The organism is Spirosoma terrae, assembly GCF_010435915.1.
In the GTDB taxonomy this organism is placed as follows: Bacteria; Bacteroidota; Bacteroidia; order Cytophagales; family Spirosomataceae; genus Spirosoma; species Spirosoma terrae.
The window spans coordinates 668527-685917 of the sequence record NZ_JAAFZH010000001.1; the positions used below are offsets into that span (position 1 = coordinate 668527).

18 protein-coding genes are annotated in these 17391 nt (G+C 48.1%); 7 read left to right on the forward strand and 11 right to left on the reverse strand.

Features of this window, described 5'->3' with window-relative positions; genetic code table 11:
* Nucleotides 1-5 precede the first annotated feature (5 nt).
* Genes GK108_RS02870 through GK108_RS02885 form a run of 4 tightly spaced genes read left to right on the forward strand, consistent with a single transcriptional unit; the run spans nt 6 to nt 3476 of the window.
* Complete coding sequence (locus GK108_RS02870) at nt 6-404, forward strand: STAS domain-containing protein (protein ID WP_163942442.1); 399 nt, start codon at nt 6-8, stop codon at nt 402-404.
* Nucleotides 385-798 carry an anti-sigma regulatory factor gene (locus tag GK108_RS02875; protein ID WP_163942445.1) on the forward strand — a complete coding sequence of 138 codons (414 nt, stop codon included), beginning with the start codon at nt 385-387 and terminating at the stop codon, nt 796-798. Before GK108_RS02870 ends, GK108_RS02875 begins: the two co-directional genes overlap by 20 nt.
* Nucleotides 791-1825: an ATP-binding SpoIIE family protein phosphatase gene (locus GK108_RS02880; protein WP_163942448.1), complete on the forward strand. Its 1035-nt coding sequence runs from the start codon at nt 791-793 to the stop codon at nt 1823-1825. The genes GK108_RS02875 and GK108_RS02880 overlap by 8 nt, the downstream gene beginning before the upstream one ends.
* On the forward strand, nt 1770-3476 hold the full coding sequence (locus GK108_RS02885) for an ATP-binding protein (protein WP_246224643.1): 1707 nt from the start codon (nt 1770-1772) through the stop codon (nt 3474-3476). The genes GK108_RS02880 and GK108_RS02885 overlap by 56 nt, the downstream gene beginning before the upstream one ends.
* A gap of 3 nt (nt 3477-3479) precedes the next feature.
* Here the strand turns inward: GK108_RS02885 and GK108_RS02890 are convergent, their stop codons facing one another.
* The 5 genes from GK108_RS02890 to GK108_RS02910 all read right to left on the reverse strand — a co-directional run bounded on the left by GK108_RS02890 (nt 3480) and on the right by GK108_RS02910 (nt 9220).
* Nucleotides 3480-4178, reverse strand: coding sequence for a 3-keto-disaccharide hydrolase (locus GK108_RS02890; RefSeq protein ID WP_163942452.1), 699 nt, complete (start codon nt 4176-4178; stop codon nt 3480-3482).
* A gap of 21 nt (nt 4179-4199) precedes the next feature.
* Nucleotides 4200-5033 carry a formylglycine-generating enzyme family protein gene (locus GK108_RS02895; protein ID WP_163942454.1) on the reverse strand — a complete coding sequence of 278 codons (834 nt, stop codon included), beginning with the start codon at nt 5031-5033 and terminating at the stop codon, nt 4200-4202.
* A gap of 25 nt (nt 5034-5058) precedes the next feature.
* Complete coding sequence (locus GK108_RS31465) at nt 5059-7368, reverse strand: DUF7133 domain-containing protein (protein ID WP_163942457.1); 2310 nt, start codon at nt 7366-7368, stop codon at nt 5059-5061.
* A 60-nt stretch (nt 7369-7428) separates the two neighbouring features.
* On the reverse strand, nt 7429-8241 hold the full coding sequence (locus tag GK108_RS02905) for a lysophospholipid acyltransferase family protein (RefSeq protein ID WP_163942459.1): 813 nt from the start codon (nt 8239-8241) through the stop codon (nt 7429-7431).
* A 196-nt stretch (nt 8242-8437) separates the two neighbouring features.
* Nucleotides 8438-9220, reverse strand: a complete 783-nt coding sequence (locus tag GK108_RS02910; RefSeq protein WP_163942462.1) for a DUF3050 domain-containing protein — start codon at nt 9218-9220, stop codon at nt 8438-8440.
* Nucleotides 9221-9391: 171 nt separating this feature from the next.
* Between GK108_RS02910 and GK108_RS02915 the strand changes: the two genes are divergently transcribed.
* The gene (locus GK108_RS02915; protein ID WP_163942466.1) at nt 9392-10090 is read left to right on the forward strand and encodes a porin family protein; all 699 of its coding nucleotides are present in this window, start codon (nt 9392-9394) and stop codon (nt 10088-10090) included.
* A 113-nt stretch (nt 10091-10203) separates the two neighbouring features.
* On the opposite strand, the gene GK108_RS02920 is transcribed toward GK108_RS02915, so the two are convergent.
* The 5 genes from GK108_RS02920 to GK108_RS02940 all read right to left on the reverse strand — a co-directional run bounded on the left by GK108_RS02920 (nt 10204) and on the right by GK108_RS02940 (nt 16167).
* On the reverse strand, nt 10204-10935 hold the full coding sequence (locus GK108_RS02920; protein WP_163942469.1) for an RluA family pseudouridine synthase: 732 nt from the start codon (nt 10933-10935) through the stop codon (nt 10204-10206).
* A gap of 94 nt (nt 10936-11029) precedes the next feature.
* Nucleotides 11030-11848, reverse strand: a complete 819-nt coding sequence (gene panB, locus GK108_RS02925) for a 3-methyl-2-oxobutanoate hydroxymethyltransferase (RefSeq protein ID WP_163942472.1) — start codon at nt 11846-11848, stop codon at nt 11030-11032.
* Nucleotides 11849-11968: 120 nt separating this feature from the next.
* On the reverse strand, nt 11969-13390 hold the full coding sequence (locus GK108_RS02930; protein WP_163942475.1) for a murein hydrolase activator EnvC family protein: 1422 nt from the start codon (nt 13388-13390) through the stop codon (nt 11969-11971).
* A gap of 20 nt (nt 13391-13410) precedes the next feature.
* Nucleotides 13411-14337 carry a DUF4292 domain-containing protein gene (locus GK108_RS02935; protein WP_317166475.1) on the reverse strand — a complete coding sequence of 309 codons (927 nt, stop codon included), beginning with the start codon at nt 14335-14337 and terminating at the stop codon, nt 13411-13413.
* 57 nt (nt 14338-14394) lie between these two features.
* Nucleotides 14395-16167, reverse strand: a complete 1773-nt coding sequence (locus tag GK108_RS02940; RefSeq protein WP_163942479.1) for a tetratricopeptide repeat protein — start codon at nt 16165-16167, stop codon at nt 14395-14397.
* Between the two features lie 129 nt (nt 16168-16296).
* On the opposite strand from GK108_RS02940, the gene GK108_RS02945 reads away from it, so the two are divergent.
* Together GK108_RS02945 and GK108_RS02950 are read left to right on the forward strand one after the other, a co-directional pair.
* Nucleotides 16297-16452, forward strand: coding sequence for a hypothetical protein (locus tag GK108_RS02945; RefSeq protein ID WP_163942481.1), 156 nt, complete (start codon nt 16297-16299; stop codon nt 16450-16452).
* 150 nt (nt 16453-16602) lie between these two features.
* Nucleotides 16603-17016, forward strand: coding sequence for an Ohr family peroxiredoxin (locus GK108_RS02950; protein ID WP_163942483.1), 414 nt, complete (start codon nt 16603-16605; stop codon nt 17014-17016).
* 55 nt (nt 17017-17071) lie between these two features.
* Here GK108_RS02950 and GK108_RS02955 read toward each other — a convergent pair whose 3' ends face one another.
* A complete protein-coding gene (locus GK108_RS02955; protein WP_163942485.1) occupies nt 17072-17371 on the reverse strand; it encodes a Dabb family protein in 300 nt (99 codons plus the stop codon).
* Nucleotides 17372-17391: the final 20 nt, after the last annotated feature.

The window sequence follows — 17391 nt, forward strand, 5'->3', positions numbered from 1 at the left end:
GTGTCATGGATAAAATACCGATTCTACGAATGGGGCCGTTTTTGCTGGTTACCATTCAAATTGATTTGTATGATCGGCTGGCGCTGAATCTGGAAACAGATCTGGTCAACATGGTTCATAAGACGGGTGCTCGTGGCGTACTGATCGATATTTCGGCGGTTTCAATCGTAGATTCCTTCATGGGGCGTATTCTGGGAAATATTGCCAGTATGACTCGAGTGCTGGATGCTGAAACGGTGGTGGTTGGTATGCAGCCAGCCGTTGCTATTACGCTAATCGAACTTGGTTTGTCATTAACGGGTGTTCATACGGCCCTCGATGTTGAACGGGGGATGGCTCTTCTGCAATCAAAACTTGACCCCGATGAGGAACTGGCAAACGACAATGATAACGACGTTGAGTAAAGACAATGTGTCTATTACTCGCGAGCAAGATGTTGTTCCCTTCCGAAATCGAGTTAAGGAGCAGGCAGTACGTATTGGTATGGGCCTGGTGAACCAAACGAAGCTCATCACCGCTGCCAGCGAATTGGTTCGTAATATGATTCGCTACGCAGGGCAGGGCGAAGTGCGCATTGAGGTGGTTAGCAAAGGGCGTGAGGCTGGAATCCGGTTAATCTTTTCCGATAATGGTCCTGGTATTCCTGATATTAATCTGGCCATGCAGGATGGTTACTCAACAGGCAAGAGTTTAGGGCTGGGGCTTCCTGGCACCCGGCGTTTAGTGAACGAATTCGACATTAAAAGCACCGTAGGGCAGGGAACAACAGTGACTATTTTGAAATGGAAGAATGGATAATTCCCCACATGTACGTTTTCAGGCAACGGATCGGAGTTATCTGGCGAGTATAAAGAAAGAAGTTACGCATATAGCCGCTCAGATAGGCTTTCAGCCGCAGCGTTTGGGAGAAATTGATCTGATTGTTGCCGAAATGGCTTCTAATCTCATTAAGCATGCGGGTGGTGGAGAACTTTTAGTTCGGCATTTTCAATCTTCCGACAATGCTGGTCTTGAACTAATCAGTATCGATAACGGCCCTGGTATGGCCGACCCTGCCAAAATGATGCAGGATGGTATATCAACAACCAGTACGCTTGGGCACGGGCTGGGTTCCATTCAGCGGTTGGCCGATCAGACCCAGTTATACTCCCTTAAAGGCTGGGGAACAATTCTGCTGGCCCGAGTTTATAAAAAGACGCTGGCAGCTTCACCGGTTCGAAAAGAATTTGACTATCGTTCCATTGTGGTTGCCAAACCGGGAGAAACCGTAAGTGGCGATGGCTGCTACGTTAAATTAACCGGTTCGTGCATCAAGCTCTTTTTGGGCGACGGGCTGGGGCACGGACCAGAAGCTAATTATGCGATTCAGACAGCCATAAGTGCTTTCCGGTTCTGTCCTGATCAACGGCCTGTCGATATCATTCAACATATTCACCGGGCTACCAAAAAAACACGCGGGCTGGTAGGTTCTGTTGTCGTGTACGATAGCCAGAAAAAACAGTGGAATTGGTGTGGCGTCGGTAATATTTCAACGCGGGTTAGTAGTGCGCTACTGAACAAAAGCTTCCTGGCCTACAACGGTATTATAGGAATGAACTTGCCCGGCACTATGAATGACCATGTACTACCTGTTGAGCGGGGCCAGTTGCTCATTATGTGCTCGGATGGCATACAGTCTCGGTGGGATATTAGTCGATATACCTCTATTCAGCGATACGACCTATCTATTCTGGCGGCTGCGATTTACAAAGATTATACTCGACGTACGGATGACACATCCATATTTGTTGGGCGAGTTCAGGGAGATTATGGAGGAATTGGTTAAAGTAACGCTCGACAATGAAATGGATCTCATTGTTGCCCATAAGCGGGCTATGAAGCTGGCCGAAATGGCAGGCCTATCGCTGGCTTCTCAGACTACATTTGCAACGGCCGTATCGGAAGTTGCCCGCTATGCTATGGAGCAGGTTCCTGGCCCCATGCTGACCCTTGGTGCGGATAGTTCACTACGTAACCAGTCGCTGACGGCAGTCGTTGAAGATAAGGACTTAGTGATTACCAATCCGCTGCATCAGGGGTTGCTGTATGCCCAGCGATTGGTCGATAAGCTGGAAGTTATAAACACCGGTGTCAACAACCGGATTGTGCTCCATTATTCATTACGTATCTCGCGACGTATCAGTAATGAGCGCTTAGCCGACTGGCGATCGCAATTCAATGCCGATCAGCCGTTGTCTGCTTATGATGAAATTAAGCAGAAAAATGAACAATTACGGGAACTCGCTATGCGTTTGCAGGCGAGTGAGCATCATTATAGGCAGGTAACAAACTCGTTGCCGTTAATGATCTTCACGGTCAATGAATCAGGACAACTTCTATACGCAAACCACTGGACAACGGAGTTCACTGGCTCATCGATTCAGACGCTAAACCAAACAAAATGGTCGAAGGTCATACATCCGGATGACCAGGCAGGTTTCTGGGGGAAATGGGCGAAACAAATTGGCAATGAACGATTCTTCCAGCACGAGTGCCGGTTACGGGAAGAAGCGACACAAACTTATTTCTGGCATCTGGTTTCAGCGCAGCCAGCCAATAGCGAAAGGGATAAGTTTGCTTTGTGGACGGGCTTTGCTGTCAATATAGACGCCCAAAAAATAGTAGGGCAGACCTTGCGGGAAAATGAAGAATTGGCTCAGGCAAAAAACAAACTGGAGCAATCGCAACGCAAACTGGAAGCTACCGTTAATGAGCTAAACCAAAGTAATGATAAGCTCAGTCAGTTTGCGTATATCGCCAGCCATGACTTGCAGGAGCCGCTACGTAAGATCCAGCAGTTTGGCGATTTACTCCGATCGCGCAATACGTCGTTACCCAGCGAAGATTTATCGTATCTGGAGCGTATGCAGGCTGCCGCCGGTCGAATGTCTGTACTGATCAAAGACTTACTGAGCTACTCACGTTTATCCACTCGCCTTCGGCCATCGGCAGCGGTTTCGCTGGATCAGGTGTTACTGTCGACCCTGGAAAATCTGTCGGTAACGATCGAGGAAACCAATGCTCAGATTCAGTTGGAAGCCCTACCCACCGTGCAGGGTGATTCTTCGCAGTTAGGCCAGCTGTTTCAGAATTTAATGAGCAATGCGCTGAAGTTCCGTCAGCCTGCTATATCGCCTATCATTACGATCTCCTCGAAACGGATAACCGCTATGGACTTACCCGCTGAACTACGGTTTCTGAATAGTATGCAGGATCATTATCGGATCGACGTAGCGGATAATGGTATTGGGTTCGATATAAAATATCTGAACCGAATATTTCAGGTATTTCAGCGACTGCATACGAAGAGTGAATACAGTGGCACAGGCGTTGGATTAGCTATTTGCGAAAAAGTAGTGACTAATCATGGGGGAGCTATTACAGCTACCAGTCAGCCTGGCTTCGGAGCCACGTTTACCATATACCTTCCGGCCTGATCATTAGTTCAATTCTTTTATAGCAATACGTCGGAAGCGGTGAGCGGCATCGGGTTTCCAGGAGCCTGACATCTCAAAGGCTTCGGCTGCTTTTGAATACACTGCCGACCAGTGCGCCTGTAAACCAATCATGCCTGACGTAGCACCGGCCACAAAATCATTGACCGGCTCCGTTACGTCCCACATAAGCTCGTCGTTTACCCACAGGCGGATACGGGGAATATCGCCTTCCATCCGAATCCGAAAGGCGTTCCAGTCGTTGGTTTTCCAGACCCTGGCAATATTAGTCGCCTTAGCTCCTTTACTGACATTCATCCGTTCGCCAAGCAAATCGCCGAGGCCACCGGGTGTTGCCAGCTCTATCTGGTAAGCCATACCGCTTTCGCTGGAACGCAGAAAAATACCACCGTTGCAGAACGAATCTATTTTCGCTTCCAGATAGAGTTCAAAATTCCGATACGTTCTATCGGTTAGCAGAATGCCTCCCTGGCCGTAAGGGCGTTGTTTTAACGTAATGACCCCGTTTTCTACGTAGAAATTGCCGGTGGTTCCCTGATGAGATGTTCGACTGGTATGCCAGCCAGCCAAATCTTTTCCGTTGAAAATAGACGTAAAACCTACTGGTATTTTTTCGGGCTGAGCCTGAGCCAGATTTAGGGTAATCCCGAAAAAGAGCAGGAGGCTGATTTTTTGGAGAAACATATTCAAGATGATAGATACTGATTACTTCGCTTCCATGACAACCCGAAAGCCAACATCCCAGCCGTTGCCCGGACCGGCAGCGTGAGTCATGTACGTAGCATTTTTTACATCGCCCACAAACGACGCTCCTTTCAATACATGCTGGCTACCGGATCGGGGAGGAGTTGGGTCTGCAAAAATTTTTTCGTTGTATACATCCTGGACCCACTCCCAAACGTTACCCAGTGTATCATACAAGCCCCAGGCATTGGGTGTTTTCTGGCCAACCGGGGCCGTTGTCATAGAGCCCATCTGCGCTGATGCCCAGATCGCTTTCCAGGAAATATCGTCGTCGGCACCAGCACGAGCGGCATATTCCCACTCAAATTCGGTTGGTAGCCGATATCGATGTGTTTTATCCAGGGCGTTTAGCTTCACCAGAAATTTCTGAACGTCCTGCCACGAAACCTGCTCAACCGGATGTTGATCAGCGTTATCTTTTACTACGTTTCCTTGAAAGGCAGACGGATTCGTACCCATAACCTGCTTCCATTGCGCCTGCGTTACTTCAAATTTGCCGATGTAATAAGGTTTACGAATGGTAACTGTAAACCCATTTTTAGCATCCTGTTTAACTAGCTCCTCGGCTCGATGGTAATCGTTGCTAGTCCATGCTAAACCAGCTGTTTTTTGGGTAGTGTCGTCTGGTTTAGGCGGTTTTGGGTAAGGTGGCTGAAACCGGCCAACCATCATACTACTTGGTTTAATGAATACGAACTCCATGCCGATTGCATTCGTAAACGTAGTGGGTTGTGCAAACACACCTACTACGTTTATAAGGAGTAAAACAGGCAGGAGCAGTTCTCTGACATTCATAGGACATTCCGATTTATGCTACGTATCAACGGGGCTTATTCCAATTGGTACGTTCAGCACGGCCGAGCTTGAAAATTTCCAGTTCCTGCTGCGTCATGCCGCCCGGAATCACCGGCGTATTGGCCCGAACGTCGGCCACTTCTTTAGGCGTAACAACCGACGCATGATTGCCCAATTCGCCACTGTTTCGGATATAACTCAATACTGACGCGATCCATTTGTCGTCATTGCTGCCCATGGCGGGCATCATGTCCGTATAGGTTTTTCCGTCGACAGGTCCTTTCATGCCATTCAATAGGAGCTGAATAACCAGCGTTTTGTCGCCCCGGACGCGTGGTGAGCCAACTAGTGGAGGAGCAGGCATTTGTGAGCTGCCAGCTACGTTTATGCCTTTCCCGTCGGGACCATGACACGTAGCACAGAGTTGTTTGAAAATAGTAGCTCCGTTGGTGACCAGAGCCCGGTCGGCCGGACTTAGATTGCGGGTGCGTTCACGCTCGGCTTCCAGCATTTTCTGTGATTCGGTGAACGTAGTAAACGAGAACTGCATCAGCTCGTTCTTGGGGTTGTTCGCCAGCAGTGTTTTGACTAACTCCGTGGTACGGTTTGTTTTATGGCTACGTAGCGACAGGGCTAGTTGAACTCGGACGTCCGAACTGGGATCGTTCATGAGGGCTGCCAGTTTTTCAGTAACTTCCGAATCCTTTTTCTTCAGATAAACTTCGCTAATCCAGACAGCGGCTTTGCGTACCTGAGCATCTGAATCCGTAAAGGCTTTGAAAAGAGTTGGTTTATCGATGGCGTTCAAACCTTCCAGCGTCCAGAGGGCATGAATTCGGGCTAAGGGACCGGGGGCTTTCGCTAAGGAGGCTTGTTGGCCCGTTGCAATCTGTTTTAAAGCTGGCACGATAGACTGATCGTTACGTATCACGAGCAATAACTGAGCGTTGTCGCGCCACCAGCCGTTCGGGTGATCGAGATAGGTAAGGAGCTGTTTACTGGATTCGTTGAGCATGTTGGGCTTCTGGTTGTCGCGCTTGAAGTCGTCATGAACAACGCGGTAGATACGGCCCATTCCCCGATTTTTATACAATCCTTTCTCCTGAATGATTTTCCCTAAGTATGAACCCGGCTTTGTCCATTCGCTCTCCTGAATGATGCCGTGGTACATATCAACGATGTAAAAGCAGCCATCTGGCCCCGTGTACGTATTGATAGGCCGGAAGTTCATATCGGCTGATGCCAGCCAATCTTTTTCTTTGTAGGCATCTTCAATGTAAATCTTGCCATCGCGGTTAATCACTTTGCCCCGCTTGATGATCCGTCCAACGGGCTCGGGAATGAAATAATCCCCCTGCATATCTACTGGTAATCGGTCGCCCCTAAAAATAGACTGCCCGCAACCTGCCGTGAATTTGTTGAGTGTGTTATCTTCTTTGCGCAGGGCTTCCCGGCCACCCTGGGCATCGACGGTGCCAATAATGGGCCAGGGTTTCGTGAAATCGTCGGAGTACTGATCGGCAAAATTTAAGGCCCCATAAGCCGGGTTCTGCTGAATTTGTACGGCGGGCAGACCGGGCCCAGCTTCGGAATAAAACAAACGGCCATAGTTGTCGGTAGTCATGCCCCATTGACCAATCATGTTATCGACCAACGTATCGGCAATGAGTTTTCCATTACGGTATTTGTACCGAAGATTGTCGCGGCTGGGGTAGATCCAGTTATCAATATTCCAGAGGAAACCGCCGTTCTGGTGTTCCAGATTTCGGGAGTCCAATACGTCGTTGCGGAAGACGATCTTTTTCTCGTCGGCCTTGCCGTCGCCGTTCGTATCCCGGTAACTCCAGATGTGCTGGACATTCGTAATACCTACCAGTAATTGATCGCCAACGGGTAGAATGGTACGGGGTAAAACAAGGCTATCCACAAAAACGGTTGACTTGTCCATTTTGCCATCGCCGTCCGTATCTTCCAATAGTTTGATACGGCTGGTTGGCTCGTATTCACCGGTACCATTGGCGTCTTTCATATACGTATTCATCTCCGCTACGTACATCCGTCCGTTACCATCCCAGGCAATGGCTACGGGCTCCTGAATCATGGGTTCGCTGGCCACCAGCTCCACATGATAACCCGGCGGCAGCTGCATTTTTTTGATACTCGCTTCGGGCGATAAAGGCTCAACGGGCGGGTTCGTATCCTGAACGGCACGCGCAAAATTGCCATCAGCAGAACCTTGGGAAGACTGGCTGCAACTGGCTACCAAAAAGGAAGCTGAAAGGAAGCACAGGGGTAATAGCGAATGTTTCAGCGTTGTTGTTACGTAGGGTTTCATTGTTTTATGCTTACGACTGGTAACGATGACGTAGCGGAAAAATAGAGGCAGGTTTACTGTTTAAGGGTTTTCTTGTGTCCATACTGGTACGTCCTGGTCAATGGCCTGACGTACTTTGTTTACAATATCATCCACACTATCGTCGGCACTAAAGGTGAGCGGAGGTTTGAATTTAACGGTCAACAAGGTGTTCCGCTTCTTAAAACGAAGTCCCTTTTTGTCGAAGGCCCGACGAAATCCATTAATAACAATTGGGACAACAATCGGATCAATATTTTTAATCAGATGACCTGTGCCTTTACGAACGGGGGCATATGGTTTGGTTGTACCCTGCGGAAAGCTAACCACCCATCCATGCGCTAAGGCGCTGGCTATTTTATCATTAGCCGTAGTATCTACTGATCGTTGTACTTCCCGACCATCGGCCCGCCAGGAACGCTCTATCGTTATAGCCCCTCCCGCTGCAAAAGCACGCGGGACAAATCCTTTTTTCATGGTTTCGGAAGCCGCTACGTAGTACTGACGGGCACGTGGCCCAAACAGATAAACAGGCGGTAATAGTGTATTCTTAAAGCCCCATTTTACAGCGCAAAAGATGTGGAAAAAGGCAATAACGTCGGCGAAATAGGTTTGGTGGTTCGATAAAAACAGGACGTTGTTGATGGGCAGATTCTCGAGATGCTCCGTCCCTTCTATCTCAATTCTGTTCACAACTGTATAACGAGCATACGTAAGCCAGCCAACAATGCTGATGAGCATACGCCTAACCAGAAGCGAGTTCCCGAATGGGTCTCGTTCGAAGATGCCGAGCACATCGAGAGGCATTAGAAATTTAGGCAGATAGCTAAATTTTGTTGGCTTAATATAGTTCATTGTTGGTTAAGAAGTGTAGCTAGTAGCCGAATGTGCCTTCAATTGAGCTTTGCTACAAGAATTCCAGTGTAGTAAAGCTACTAGACTGCTACAATGTTTTCAAGAAAAAATCCAACATTGTCCTGTAAAGAAAACGCCCGAACAAGTTGTATGCAAGTTCGGGCAGAGAAAAGGAAATAAATTATTCGGTATTTTTTTAAACCGATTCTGATAAGGACATCTGGCCATAAACACTATCCCACAAAGCTATTCGTGCCTGTAGGGCCGCTTCGACGGCAAGGGTTGCTTCTTGCCATTTCTGGCTGTCAGATCCGCACAGTTCGGCGGTCATGGCTTTGGCCAGATGAGAGTGATGGTCGCCGTCTACTTCAATATGGCGCTCCAGGTAATACGTAAAGAGATTGAGCTTTTCTGGCGATTGATCACGCAGTTGCCGGACCAGCGCAATAAACATATCTGGAATCAGATCTTCCCGTCCATACGTAAAGACCGCAGCAATTTCGTGTAAGCGACCTTTGCTGATCAGCTCGAAGGTGAAATTGATGAATTGGCGGCTTCCTTCCGGGATGTTTATCGTAGCTAGGGCTTCATCCAATTGACGGCCGGAAGCTAGTTCGGCAATAAGGGTTTCCATCTGGCTGGTATTAGCACCGGCCTGCTCCATCGCTTTAAGATACAGCTCAAAATGGCTCAACCGATTTCCATCAGGATCAACATCACTTTCTTCGCCAACAACAATTTCATTGATGAGGTACCTGGTTTCTGAGTTGCCAACTGGTATCCAGGGAACGTCTACGCAGGTCAGATTTCGCTGAAGGGCTTTCAGTAGAGACATAAAATCCCAGACCGCCCAGATATGCGATTCCTGAAAGGTTCGTAAATCATCTAACGTCTTTACCGCTGTGTAGAGCGGATGGTCTGTAAGTTGCTGTCGAAGTGGTTCAACGCGGGTTGATAAAAAATTTAGTTGCTCATTCATAGTGAGTTGAAAAATAATTTGACTTTGCCATTAATCTTTTTGGCAGATGTTACGTCCAATAAACGATTGACACGTACTACTTCACGATTTATACAATTGACTGCCTATTGCCGACGCTCTACTCATTACTTTTTAGTGTCCTATTTTCATAGTCAATTTTCCCGTCATACAATGAAACGATTTGTGCTTGCCAGTGCTGTTGCACTCATACTATGCGTGTTTTCAAGTCAAACATCATACGCTCAGATTCAGGTAGGAGTTCGGGGTGGTGCTAACTGGGCATTCGCTTCCAAACCTGATTTCCTTGGTAGTTTAACCCCAACTCTACATCCGTCTCCCGGCCCAACAGGCGCTATTTTTCTGGATATTCCATTAAATGAGCGGGTTTCATTCCGGCCTGAAATCGCTTATGTACAAAAAGGTTTCGTCGTGAAAGAGGGAATGGATCTTAATTTAGGTGGATTTACGTTACCGCTGGGTGCCCGGATTGCCTATCAATCCCAAAACCTTGAAATTCCATTGTTGTTTAAAGTTAACATGACCGATGGACCTGTTCAGCCTTATCTGATTGCTGGTCCGGCTGTAGGCTACGCAATGGATGGGCGTGTTCGGACCCGAGCTACGGCCCTGATATCCACAAAACCTATCGATGTAGATGTTAATTATGGGGATATGCTCAATCGCTGGGACATAAGTGCTGTTGGTGGACTGGGTGTGTCGATGGATGCTGGCGTTGGGAAATTATTTGTAGAGGGGCGCTATACGCATGGGTTCTCACGCCAGGTGCAAGTGCCAGTTGTAAACATTAATGCCCGTAACCGGGGTGTTGCCGTATCCGTTGGCTACTCATTCCCAATCGGTGGCTACTAGTAACCATCCTGCCTTCGCTACACTACGTATTGTATCATTTTGTTGAATCAACCTGAATTAGTAAAGGCGGGGCCAGTTGGCCCCGCCTTTCTTTATAGGCTGTTAAATTGGATTTATTCGAAAATGAAGTCCATATTCTTGTCTTTGTAATCCTCGTCGTCCAACTCCAGAAACTCTTCCCAGAACGGGTCGTTGGGTAAGCCAGCCTTACACATAAGCGGCTCTTTTTTAACCGGATGAATGAAGTACAACCGACGGGCGTGAAGATAGATTTTCTTGTCGGGAACCGCCCGGTCGTAACCGTATTTTACATCGCCACGAATGGGGCAACCCATGTGCGCCAACTGCGAACGAATCTGGTGCGGACGGCCCGTAACTGGATTGACTTCGAGCAGATAATGTTCATTGATACGTCCTAGAACTCGGTAAGAAAGCTCTGCTTTCTGCGAACCCGGCACTTCGTAATCGTAGACAGTTACCTGATTTTTCTGCTCATCTTTCACGAGCCAGTTTACCAGCTTGTCGGCGTTTTTAGGTGGTTTCTGACGCACAACAGCCCAGTAGGTTTTCTGTACCTGACGTTTGCGGAAAATCTCGTTCATTCGCTCAAGCGCCTTGGAGGTACGAGCAAAAACAACAAGTCCACTAACCGGCCGGTCGAGCCGATGAACCAGGCCTAAAAAGACCTCACCGGGTTTGTTGTACTTCTCTTTTATATAACTTTTGAGCACGTCGAGCAACGTAACGTCGCCGGTTCGGTCGCCCTGAACCAGAATGCCTGGCTCTTTATTGACAATCAGCAGGTGATTATCTTCGTATATGACTTGAAATGGTTTTCTCTTCATGGTATAAGCTGAACAGCCAATGTGGCTAAACACTTGTATGTATCCGCCCGGTTATGGCTGCTAGTACGCTAGCCCGGCCTGGCTATCTATTAACTCAATAAGCTTCTTTCTCGTTCGGGAAGTCGTTGGCTTTCACATCATCTACGTAATGAGCAATGGCTTCTGTCATTACCGTGTGCAGGTCGGCATAGCGACGCAGGAACCGGGGTTTAAACTCATTATTGATGCCGAGCAGGTCGTGGAAAACCAGAATCTGCCCATCGGCGTCGGGCCCAGCGCCAATACCAATTGTTGGAATATGCAGGCTTTGGGAAACGGTTTTGGTTAGAGTCGCTGGAATTTTTTCCAGTACGACGCCAAAACAACCAATGTCCTGAAGCATGCGGGCGTCCTCGACGAGTTTTTGCGCTTCAGCCTCTTCTTTGGCCCGAACGGCATAGGTTCCAAACTTATAGATCGACTGAGGAGTAAGCCCCAGATGGCCCATAACTGGAACGCCAGCGCTTAAAATACGGACGATAGAATCCCGAATTTCCTGACCCCCTTCCATCTTTACGGCATGGGCACCCGATTCTTTCATGATTCGAATGGCCGACCGTAAGGCTTCCGATGAGTTCCCCTGATAGGATCCGAACGGGAGGTCAACAACAACCAGTGCCCGCTTGACGCCACGAACTACCGAGCTGGCATGGTAAATCATCTGATCGAGTGTAATGGGCAGGGTCGTTTCATGGCCAGCCATCACGTTCGACGCTGAATCACCCACCAGAATCAATTCAACTCCCGCTTTGTCAACCACCCGGGCCATCGAATAGTCGTAGGCGGTAAGAGCGGTAATTTTCTCACCTTTATTTTTTAACTCCTGAATGGTATGCGTCGTAACGCGTTTGATATCGGGATTATGAACAGACATTTTAGTGCCGATTGACGGTTCTGGGTACACTGGTAAATGGCTGCAAAGGTAACGCTTTTTACGGATAGGGGGTATGTTAACAGACCTGTGGAATAATCGACCCCATACGCCTGCCATCACTCAATGAGGTTGTAGCCATGACTCCGGATTGAGCTTCGTGAATTCTTTCCAGATTTGGAATTGAATTTCAGAGACGCCGTTTTTATCGGTTGCTACCGTTCCAATGGCATCGCGTGCCTTTACTTTCTGGCCCACGCGAACCGAAACATTCTTTAGTTTGGCATAAACGGTAAAATAGTCGCCATGTTGAATCGCTACTACGTTGTTCATACCCGGCATATTGGCTACGTCCTGAACAATGCCATCGTACACTGCCCGAACCCCCTCACCAGCGTTTGTCTGAATATCAACCCCCTGGTTTTCAACGTATATGCCTTTTAGGACAGGGTGAGGTTTACGGCCAAAATGATCGGAAATAAAGCCTTTGGAAACGGGCCAGGGCAATCGCGAACGAGAAGCGGTGAAGGACGATGCCAGTGCCGTTTCTTCGGTGTTGAGATTGTTGTTACGTCGTTCGTCGGGCTTTTTGGCGGTTACTTCCGGCTCATCCGGGCGTTCAACAGTTGCTACGTCGGCAGGGGCCGGTTTTTCGCCGGCCTTTTCGGCGGCTACAATCGCTTCTTCGGCCCGCTTCCGTTCGGCGGCTTTACGGGCCGCTTCGAGTTTGGCCAAACGCTCCCGCTCGGCGCGTTCTCTTGCTTCGCGTTCAGCGCGCTCTTTAGCTTCGCGCAAGACAAGACGCTTAATCATCGATTCCAACTGCCCAACAGCCCGTCGGCTAACGGCTAATTCATTTCGGAGTTCAATCTCCTTTGCACTAAGCGCCTTAACAACCTCATCTTTTTCCTCTTTTAACGTTTCCAGTTTTTTGCCTTCCTGGACTTTCGCTGCTATGGTTCCCTGCTGCTCTTTCCGTTTCCGCTGAGTTGCCTGCTGTTTACCCTGGAGCATCGATTGGATGTTATTCATCTGGCGGACCTGGCTCTGGCGGGCGTCGGAGTATTGGCGCAGGTACCGATAGCGGGCAACGAGCTGATTGAAGTTATCGGAGGCAAATAGAAAGCCTAATGGATTCACCTGCTGACGGCGTTTATCGGCCGCATAGATCATAGAACCGTATTCGTCCTTCAGTTTATCCAGGTCGCGGGTTAATCGGGTGCTGGCCTGACGAAGTTCTGCGATCTCTGATTCAGTCAGTTTCAGGTCTTTATTGAGCAGATTGATCTGTTGCGATTGGGTATTAATCTGCTGATTCAAGGCTTTTAACTGGCCAAGGCTGACTTGTTTTTCAGACGTAGTCTGAGTCAGGATTGTCCGGATTTGCCCCATTTTTTCCAGATTCTGTTTTTTTTCCTTTTCCAGCGTCTGACGATTCCGTTGCGTTTGTTGCGCCAATCCGGCTAAGGATGTAAGCCATAAGCTTAGTAATAAACCCAGGCTTATTTGGACAGGAACAGAACTAGAAAACGCGATACGTTGCATACGGTTAAAAACGAAAGTACTTACGGGCGACGCTGATAAGTGGCTGGAATGCTGAACGGGAATCCCGGATTTTTATCAATCAATTCAACCTTGCTATGTTTGATACGTAGTAAGGTCTGGTAAAACTGGCCATCCGTACGGGATTGATAATCAACGGTTACCAGGCTGGTGTAAGGAAAGAGGAAATTATTCAGTGACGTGAAATCTTCATAATCCAGGCGTAGCGTATTCTTGGTCGGCTGTTCCGTCACCATCAATTTTTTGAGCTTACGATCCTGGGTCCCGATGTAGTTTTCGACCAGCACTTTACCCTCACTTTGCCGAAGTAAGAGATAGTCCCGTTCATTTTTAATTTTCTGAGCGGGCTGTTTGGGTAAGGGCAGATTGCCAATAATCAGTGCCTGTAACAAATCAAAATTCATCTCGAAATTGAATTGTTTGCTCAATGTCGGGAAATCGTAAACAGAGTATTCTTTGTGAATCTTATCGACAATTGTAATCGAGTCTTTAGTGATTAGCCCCCGAACAGCCTCAATGCCCAGTTTTGACACGGACAGCCAGATCAGGCTGTCTTTGCGGACTCTGATATTAATGTTTGCGTTATCAATGTCCTGATTGGGGCTTTTGAACGATATTTTTGATTTGGCTGTCAGGAAACGAAAGTCGATTTCGGCTACGTGGGCACGGGCTTCATCGATACCGGGTCGATTTGGCCGGGTAGCTCCTGCGGCTGAATCAGTAGGTTGAACCGAAACTGGATTGGCGGCTACCGATGAGTCTGGCGTTACAGTGGTGGAGGCAGGTGTAGAAGCCGAGGCTGTTGGAGCCGGGCTCTTGTCTCGGGAAATAGGCCGGCGTCTACAACTTTCAGCATGTATTAAGATAGCCAGTGATAGAGCTATTAACAGGTATTTGTTCATGTGGGTAGGTTTCGGTATTTCGTTCATGACGCACTGTCAGTAGAGAATGCCATCACAAACGTCAGGCTATAGGTACGTATGGACTTATAGCTTTCCGGTGGTAATTTTTTTGTCTAAATCGGGGCTACCACCGCCCTTTGTTTTGGCTCGTTTCCATTGTTCGGCCGCTTTATCGGGCTGTCCGAGTTGAAATAAAACGTCGCCATAATGTTCAATGATCGTTCCACTAACAGCAGGATCGGCTATGGCCTTTTCCAGATACTGTTTTGCTTTGGCATAGTCTTTTGACGTATACAGCACCCAGGCATACGTATCCAGATACGTAGCGTTCGTCGGATTACGTTCAACGAGCTTTTGGGCTAGCTGTAAGGCTCGGGGCAAATTTTCTTTCCGTAGCGACAAGAAATAACTGTAGTTATTCAGTACGTGATCGTTGAGAGGGTCAACTTTCAATACTGCTTCATAAGCCTCATCCGATTTGGCATGTTCGCCAAGACCGTTGTAAGCGTCGCCCAATTGCGCGTCGATCCCTTTCTTGATTTCATTATTGGAGGTTGCCAGGAGCTTTTTACTTTCTTCCAGGGCATCAACGGCCTGTTGATATTTCCGCTTATATAGATTGGCCGAGCCATTCGAATACCAGAAGAGGCCTTGTGTGGGAAATACTTCAAGGGCTTGTTGGGAGTGTTCTAACAAACTGTCGACCTGGTTTAATTCGCCGTCCAGCTGAAGCAAAGCCCCCCAGACTTCGTAGATCGAGCCATCGATGCGGGCTGCTTTGGCGTAGGCGTCCCGTGCTTCGCTTTTTTTGCCCTGCTGCATCAACAAATCAGCTACCATGATCTGCGCTTTAGCGTCGTTTGGCGAGGTTTTGACGAGGTTCTGCGCCATCGCCAACGCGTCCTGCTGAGCGGCCGAGTTTTCGCCCGTCATGCCAACGTAGCTCGACAGGACCCGTGCCTTTAAACCAGCTTCCAGATTAGGATTGGACAGAACGAGGTTGATCTCTTTGCTGACGCGATCCGTATCGCCCTTCTTGCGATAAATGTCGGCCAGCAGCACGTGGGCCTGTGGTAAATCAGCGTTAATTTTCAGGGCTCTGTCAATCCAGTTGATAGCCTGATCGGTACGATCGTTGGCGATCAGAAGCTCAGCGCCTTCCAGCAAATAATCCGTTTCGCCGGGCTCTGATGCCACTAACTTTTCGGCTTCTTCAATCGCCTTGTCGATCTTATTCTGTTTAAGGTAGATCCGTTGTTTCTGGCGAGTAATCTCTTCGTTCAGGCCTATTTCTCGTTCTACTTTGTTGTAAGTTTCCAGTGCCTTGTCAGGCTTGTCGTCAAATAAGTAAATAGCCGCTAGCTCAATACCGTATTCAACGTTTTCGGCCCCTTTTTTCAGCAGCGCTTCGTACAGTTCTTCCGCTTCACCGTATCGTTTTTGCTTAACAAAAATTTCGGCTAGTAGAAGCGAATAGAATTTGTTGTTTTTGTCCAGGGAGTGTGCTTTAGAGGCATGGGTGAGCGCTTCCGAAACTTTATTCGTCTTTAATAACGTATTCGCCATCGAGTACTGAGCCGCAGCGTTATTCGGGTATTTCTGGAGAATCTTTCCGAACTGAGCAATCGCTTTGGCAGGTTCATCGGTCATCGTGAAACGCATGCCTTCGGCAAACATCGTTTCTTCCTCCATGCGAACCGTATTCGTGGACCCGGCTAGTTTAGCAACGGTAGAGTCTGCTTTGTCGCGCTTGCGTTGCGCTACTGCCGGGTTTGCGGCAAACCATAGCACCATGCTTAGGCAACCAGCGAAGCCAATAACTAAATGGTTAAAGTAGAATTTATATGACGTGTTCATGTTGGTCACGTGTCGTGGTGCTTAGTTAACGAAAAACGCGGCTCAACCCGTACTATTGCGACTTTAGGCTAAATAAACCTCTAAGACAAAGGTAGTTTAAAATAGCGGAATGTCGGTAATGACCAGCCAGTGGTACGAGCAACCGTAAATGGCCGGGCCATTCTGTTACGTTATTGGCAAGATCCTTGCCAGTCACTACTACTCAAATGGATTATTGTACGGGCCATTGGCTACCCAAAAATGCCCGACTATTCTACATCTGTTAGCAACGTAGCATTTCTGTAGTAGCCTCACTATCTACTGAATAGCTATCTGTTACGCTGACAGACGACGGAGGACGTAGCGGATGATACCGACCAGCCGTTATGGAGTTTGTATTAACCTTTAGTAATAAATAGAGGTTATTGGTTTGAAACATAACGATCAACTCAACGAATGGAAACCGTATATACTGCCACCGTTAGCAATATTGGTGGGCGCGAAGGAGATGTTAAATCGCTGGATGGTATTCTGGAAATGGATATCAGACGGCCTGTAGAAATGCATGGCGAAGGCGGTACTCCAAATCCAGAAATGTTATTTGCGGCAGCTTACAGCTCCTGCTACAACGGCGCTTTAATGGCTGTTGCCCAAAAGAAGAAAATCATCTTGCCCGAGCACGCTGTGGAGGTGAGTATCTCGCTCAATAAAGACGGAGAGAGTATGTTTCTATCGGGGAAAATAGTGGTGAAAGCGCCCGGTATGGAACATGCCCAACTTCAGGAACTGGCCGACACGGCACATGCGGTATGCCCTTACTCAAAAGCCGTCAAAGGCAATGTTGATATGAAAGTCGAAGTAATGGTATAAGCAATACTGGCTGGGGAACCAGATAGATGATGGCTTCCCCAGCCAGTACGTTACGTTAACTAACTGCGTCGTAAACCTGAACTCGTTCCCACAAATGAGAGCAGTTATGCACAAATGCCTCATGAATCGGATGCACCTGATACGCATCGTGCGCTGCTTTGTCATTAAAAACGAAGGTTAACGAAAAGTCGTAGGAATGATCAATAACCGGCCGACGGGTATCTGCCGGGGTGCCAATGTAGGCTGCTGATATGTCCTTAACATCTTTAAGGGTTTCGAGACCGGCGCGCAGAGCTTTATGGTCATCCTGATTCTCGGGATGTTTGAGCCAGAAAAAAACGGTATGAACGAACATTGAGGTTTATGGTTTATCGT

What these genes read in the sequence shown, in the direction of transcription:
- GK108_RS02905 (WP_163942459.1), bottom strand. Translation starts at nt 8,241, where the DNA reads ATGAACTATATTAAGCCAACAAAATTTAGCTATCTGCCTAAATTTCTA.
- GK108_RS02935 (WP_317166475.1), bottom strand. Translation starts at nt 14,337, where the DNA reads ATGAACGAAATACCGAAACCTACCCACATGAACAAATACCTGTTAATA.
- GK108_RS02875 (WP_163942445.1), top strand. Translation starts at nt 385, where the DNA reads ATGATAACGACGTTGAGTAAAGACAATGTGTCTATTACTCGCGAGCAA.
- GK108_RS02890 (WP_163942452.1), bottom strand. Translation starts at nt 4,178, where the DNA reads ATGTTTCTCCAAAAAATCAGCCTCCTGCTCTTTTTCGGGATTACCCTA.
- GK108_RS02870 (WP_163942442.1), top strand. Translation starts at nt 6, where the DNA reads ATGGATAAAATACCGATTCTACGAATGGGGCCGTTTTTGCTGGTTACC.
- GK108_RS02940 (WP_163942479.1), bottom strand. Translation starts at nt 16,167, where the DNA reads ATGAACACGTCATATAAATTCTACTTTAACCATTTAGTTATTGGCTTC.
- GK108_RS02895 (WP_163942454.1), bottom strand. Translation starts at nt 5,033, where the DNA reads ATGAATGTCAGAGAACTGCTCCTGCCTGTTTTACTCCTTATAAACGTA.
- GK108_RS31465 (WP_163942457.1), bottom strand. Translation starts at nt 7,368, where the DNA reads ATGAAACCCTACGTAACAACAACGCTGAAACATTCGCTATTACCCCTG.
- GK108_RS02880 (WP_163942448.1), top strand. Translation starts at nt 791, where the DNA reads ATGGATAATTCCCCACATGTACGTTTTCAGGCAACGGATCGGAGTTAT.
- GK108_RS02955 (WP_163942485.1), bottom strand. Translation starts at nt 17,371, where the DNA reads ATGTTCGTTCATACCGTTTTTTTCTGGCTCAAACATCCCGAGAATCAG.
- GK108_RS02950 (WP_163942483.1), top strand. Translation starts at nt 16,603, where the DNA reads ATGGAAACCGTATATACTGCCACCGTTAGCAATATTGGTGGGCGCGAA.
- GK108_RS02885 (WP_246224643.1), top strand. Translation starts at nt 1,770, where the DNA reads ATGACACATCCATATTTGTTGGGCGAGTTCAGGGAGATTATGGAGGAA.
- GK108_RS02930 (WP_163942475.1), bottom strand. Translation starts at nt 13,390, where the DNA reads ATGCAACGTATCGCGTTTTCTAGTTCTGTTCCTGTCCAAATAAGCCTG.
- GK108_RS02915 (WP_163942466.1), top strand. Translation starts at nt 9,392, where the DNA reads ATGAAACGATTTGTGCTTGCCAGTGCTGTTGCACTCATACTATGCGTG.
- GK108_RS02920 (WP_163942469.1), bottom strand. Translation starts at nt 10,935, where the DNA reads ATGAAGAGAAAACCATTTCAAGTCATATACGAAGATAATCACCTGCTG.
- GK108_RS02910 (WP_163942462.1), bottom strand. Translation starts at nt 9,220, where the DNA reads ATGAATGAGCAACTAAATTTTTTATCAACCCGCGTTGAACCACTTCGA.
- panB (WP_163942472.1), bottom strand. Translation starts at nt 11,848, where the DNA reads ATGTCTGTTCATAATCCCGATATCAAACGCGTTACGACGCATACCATT.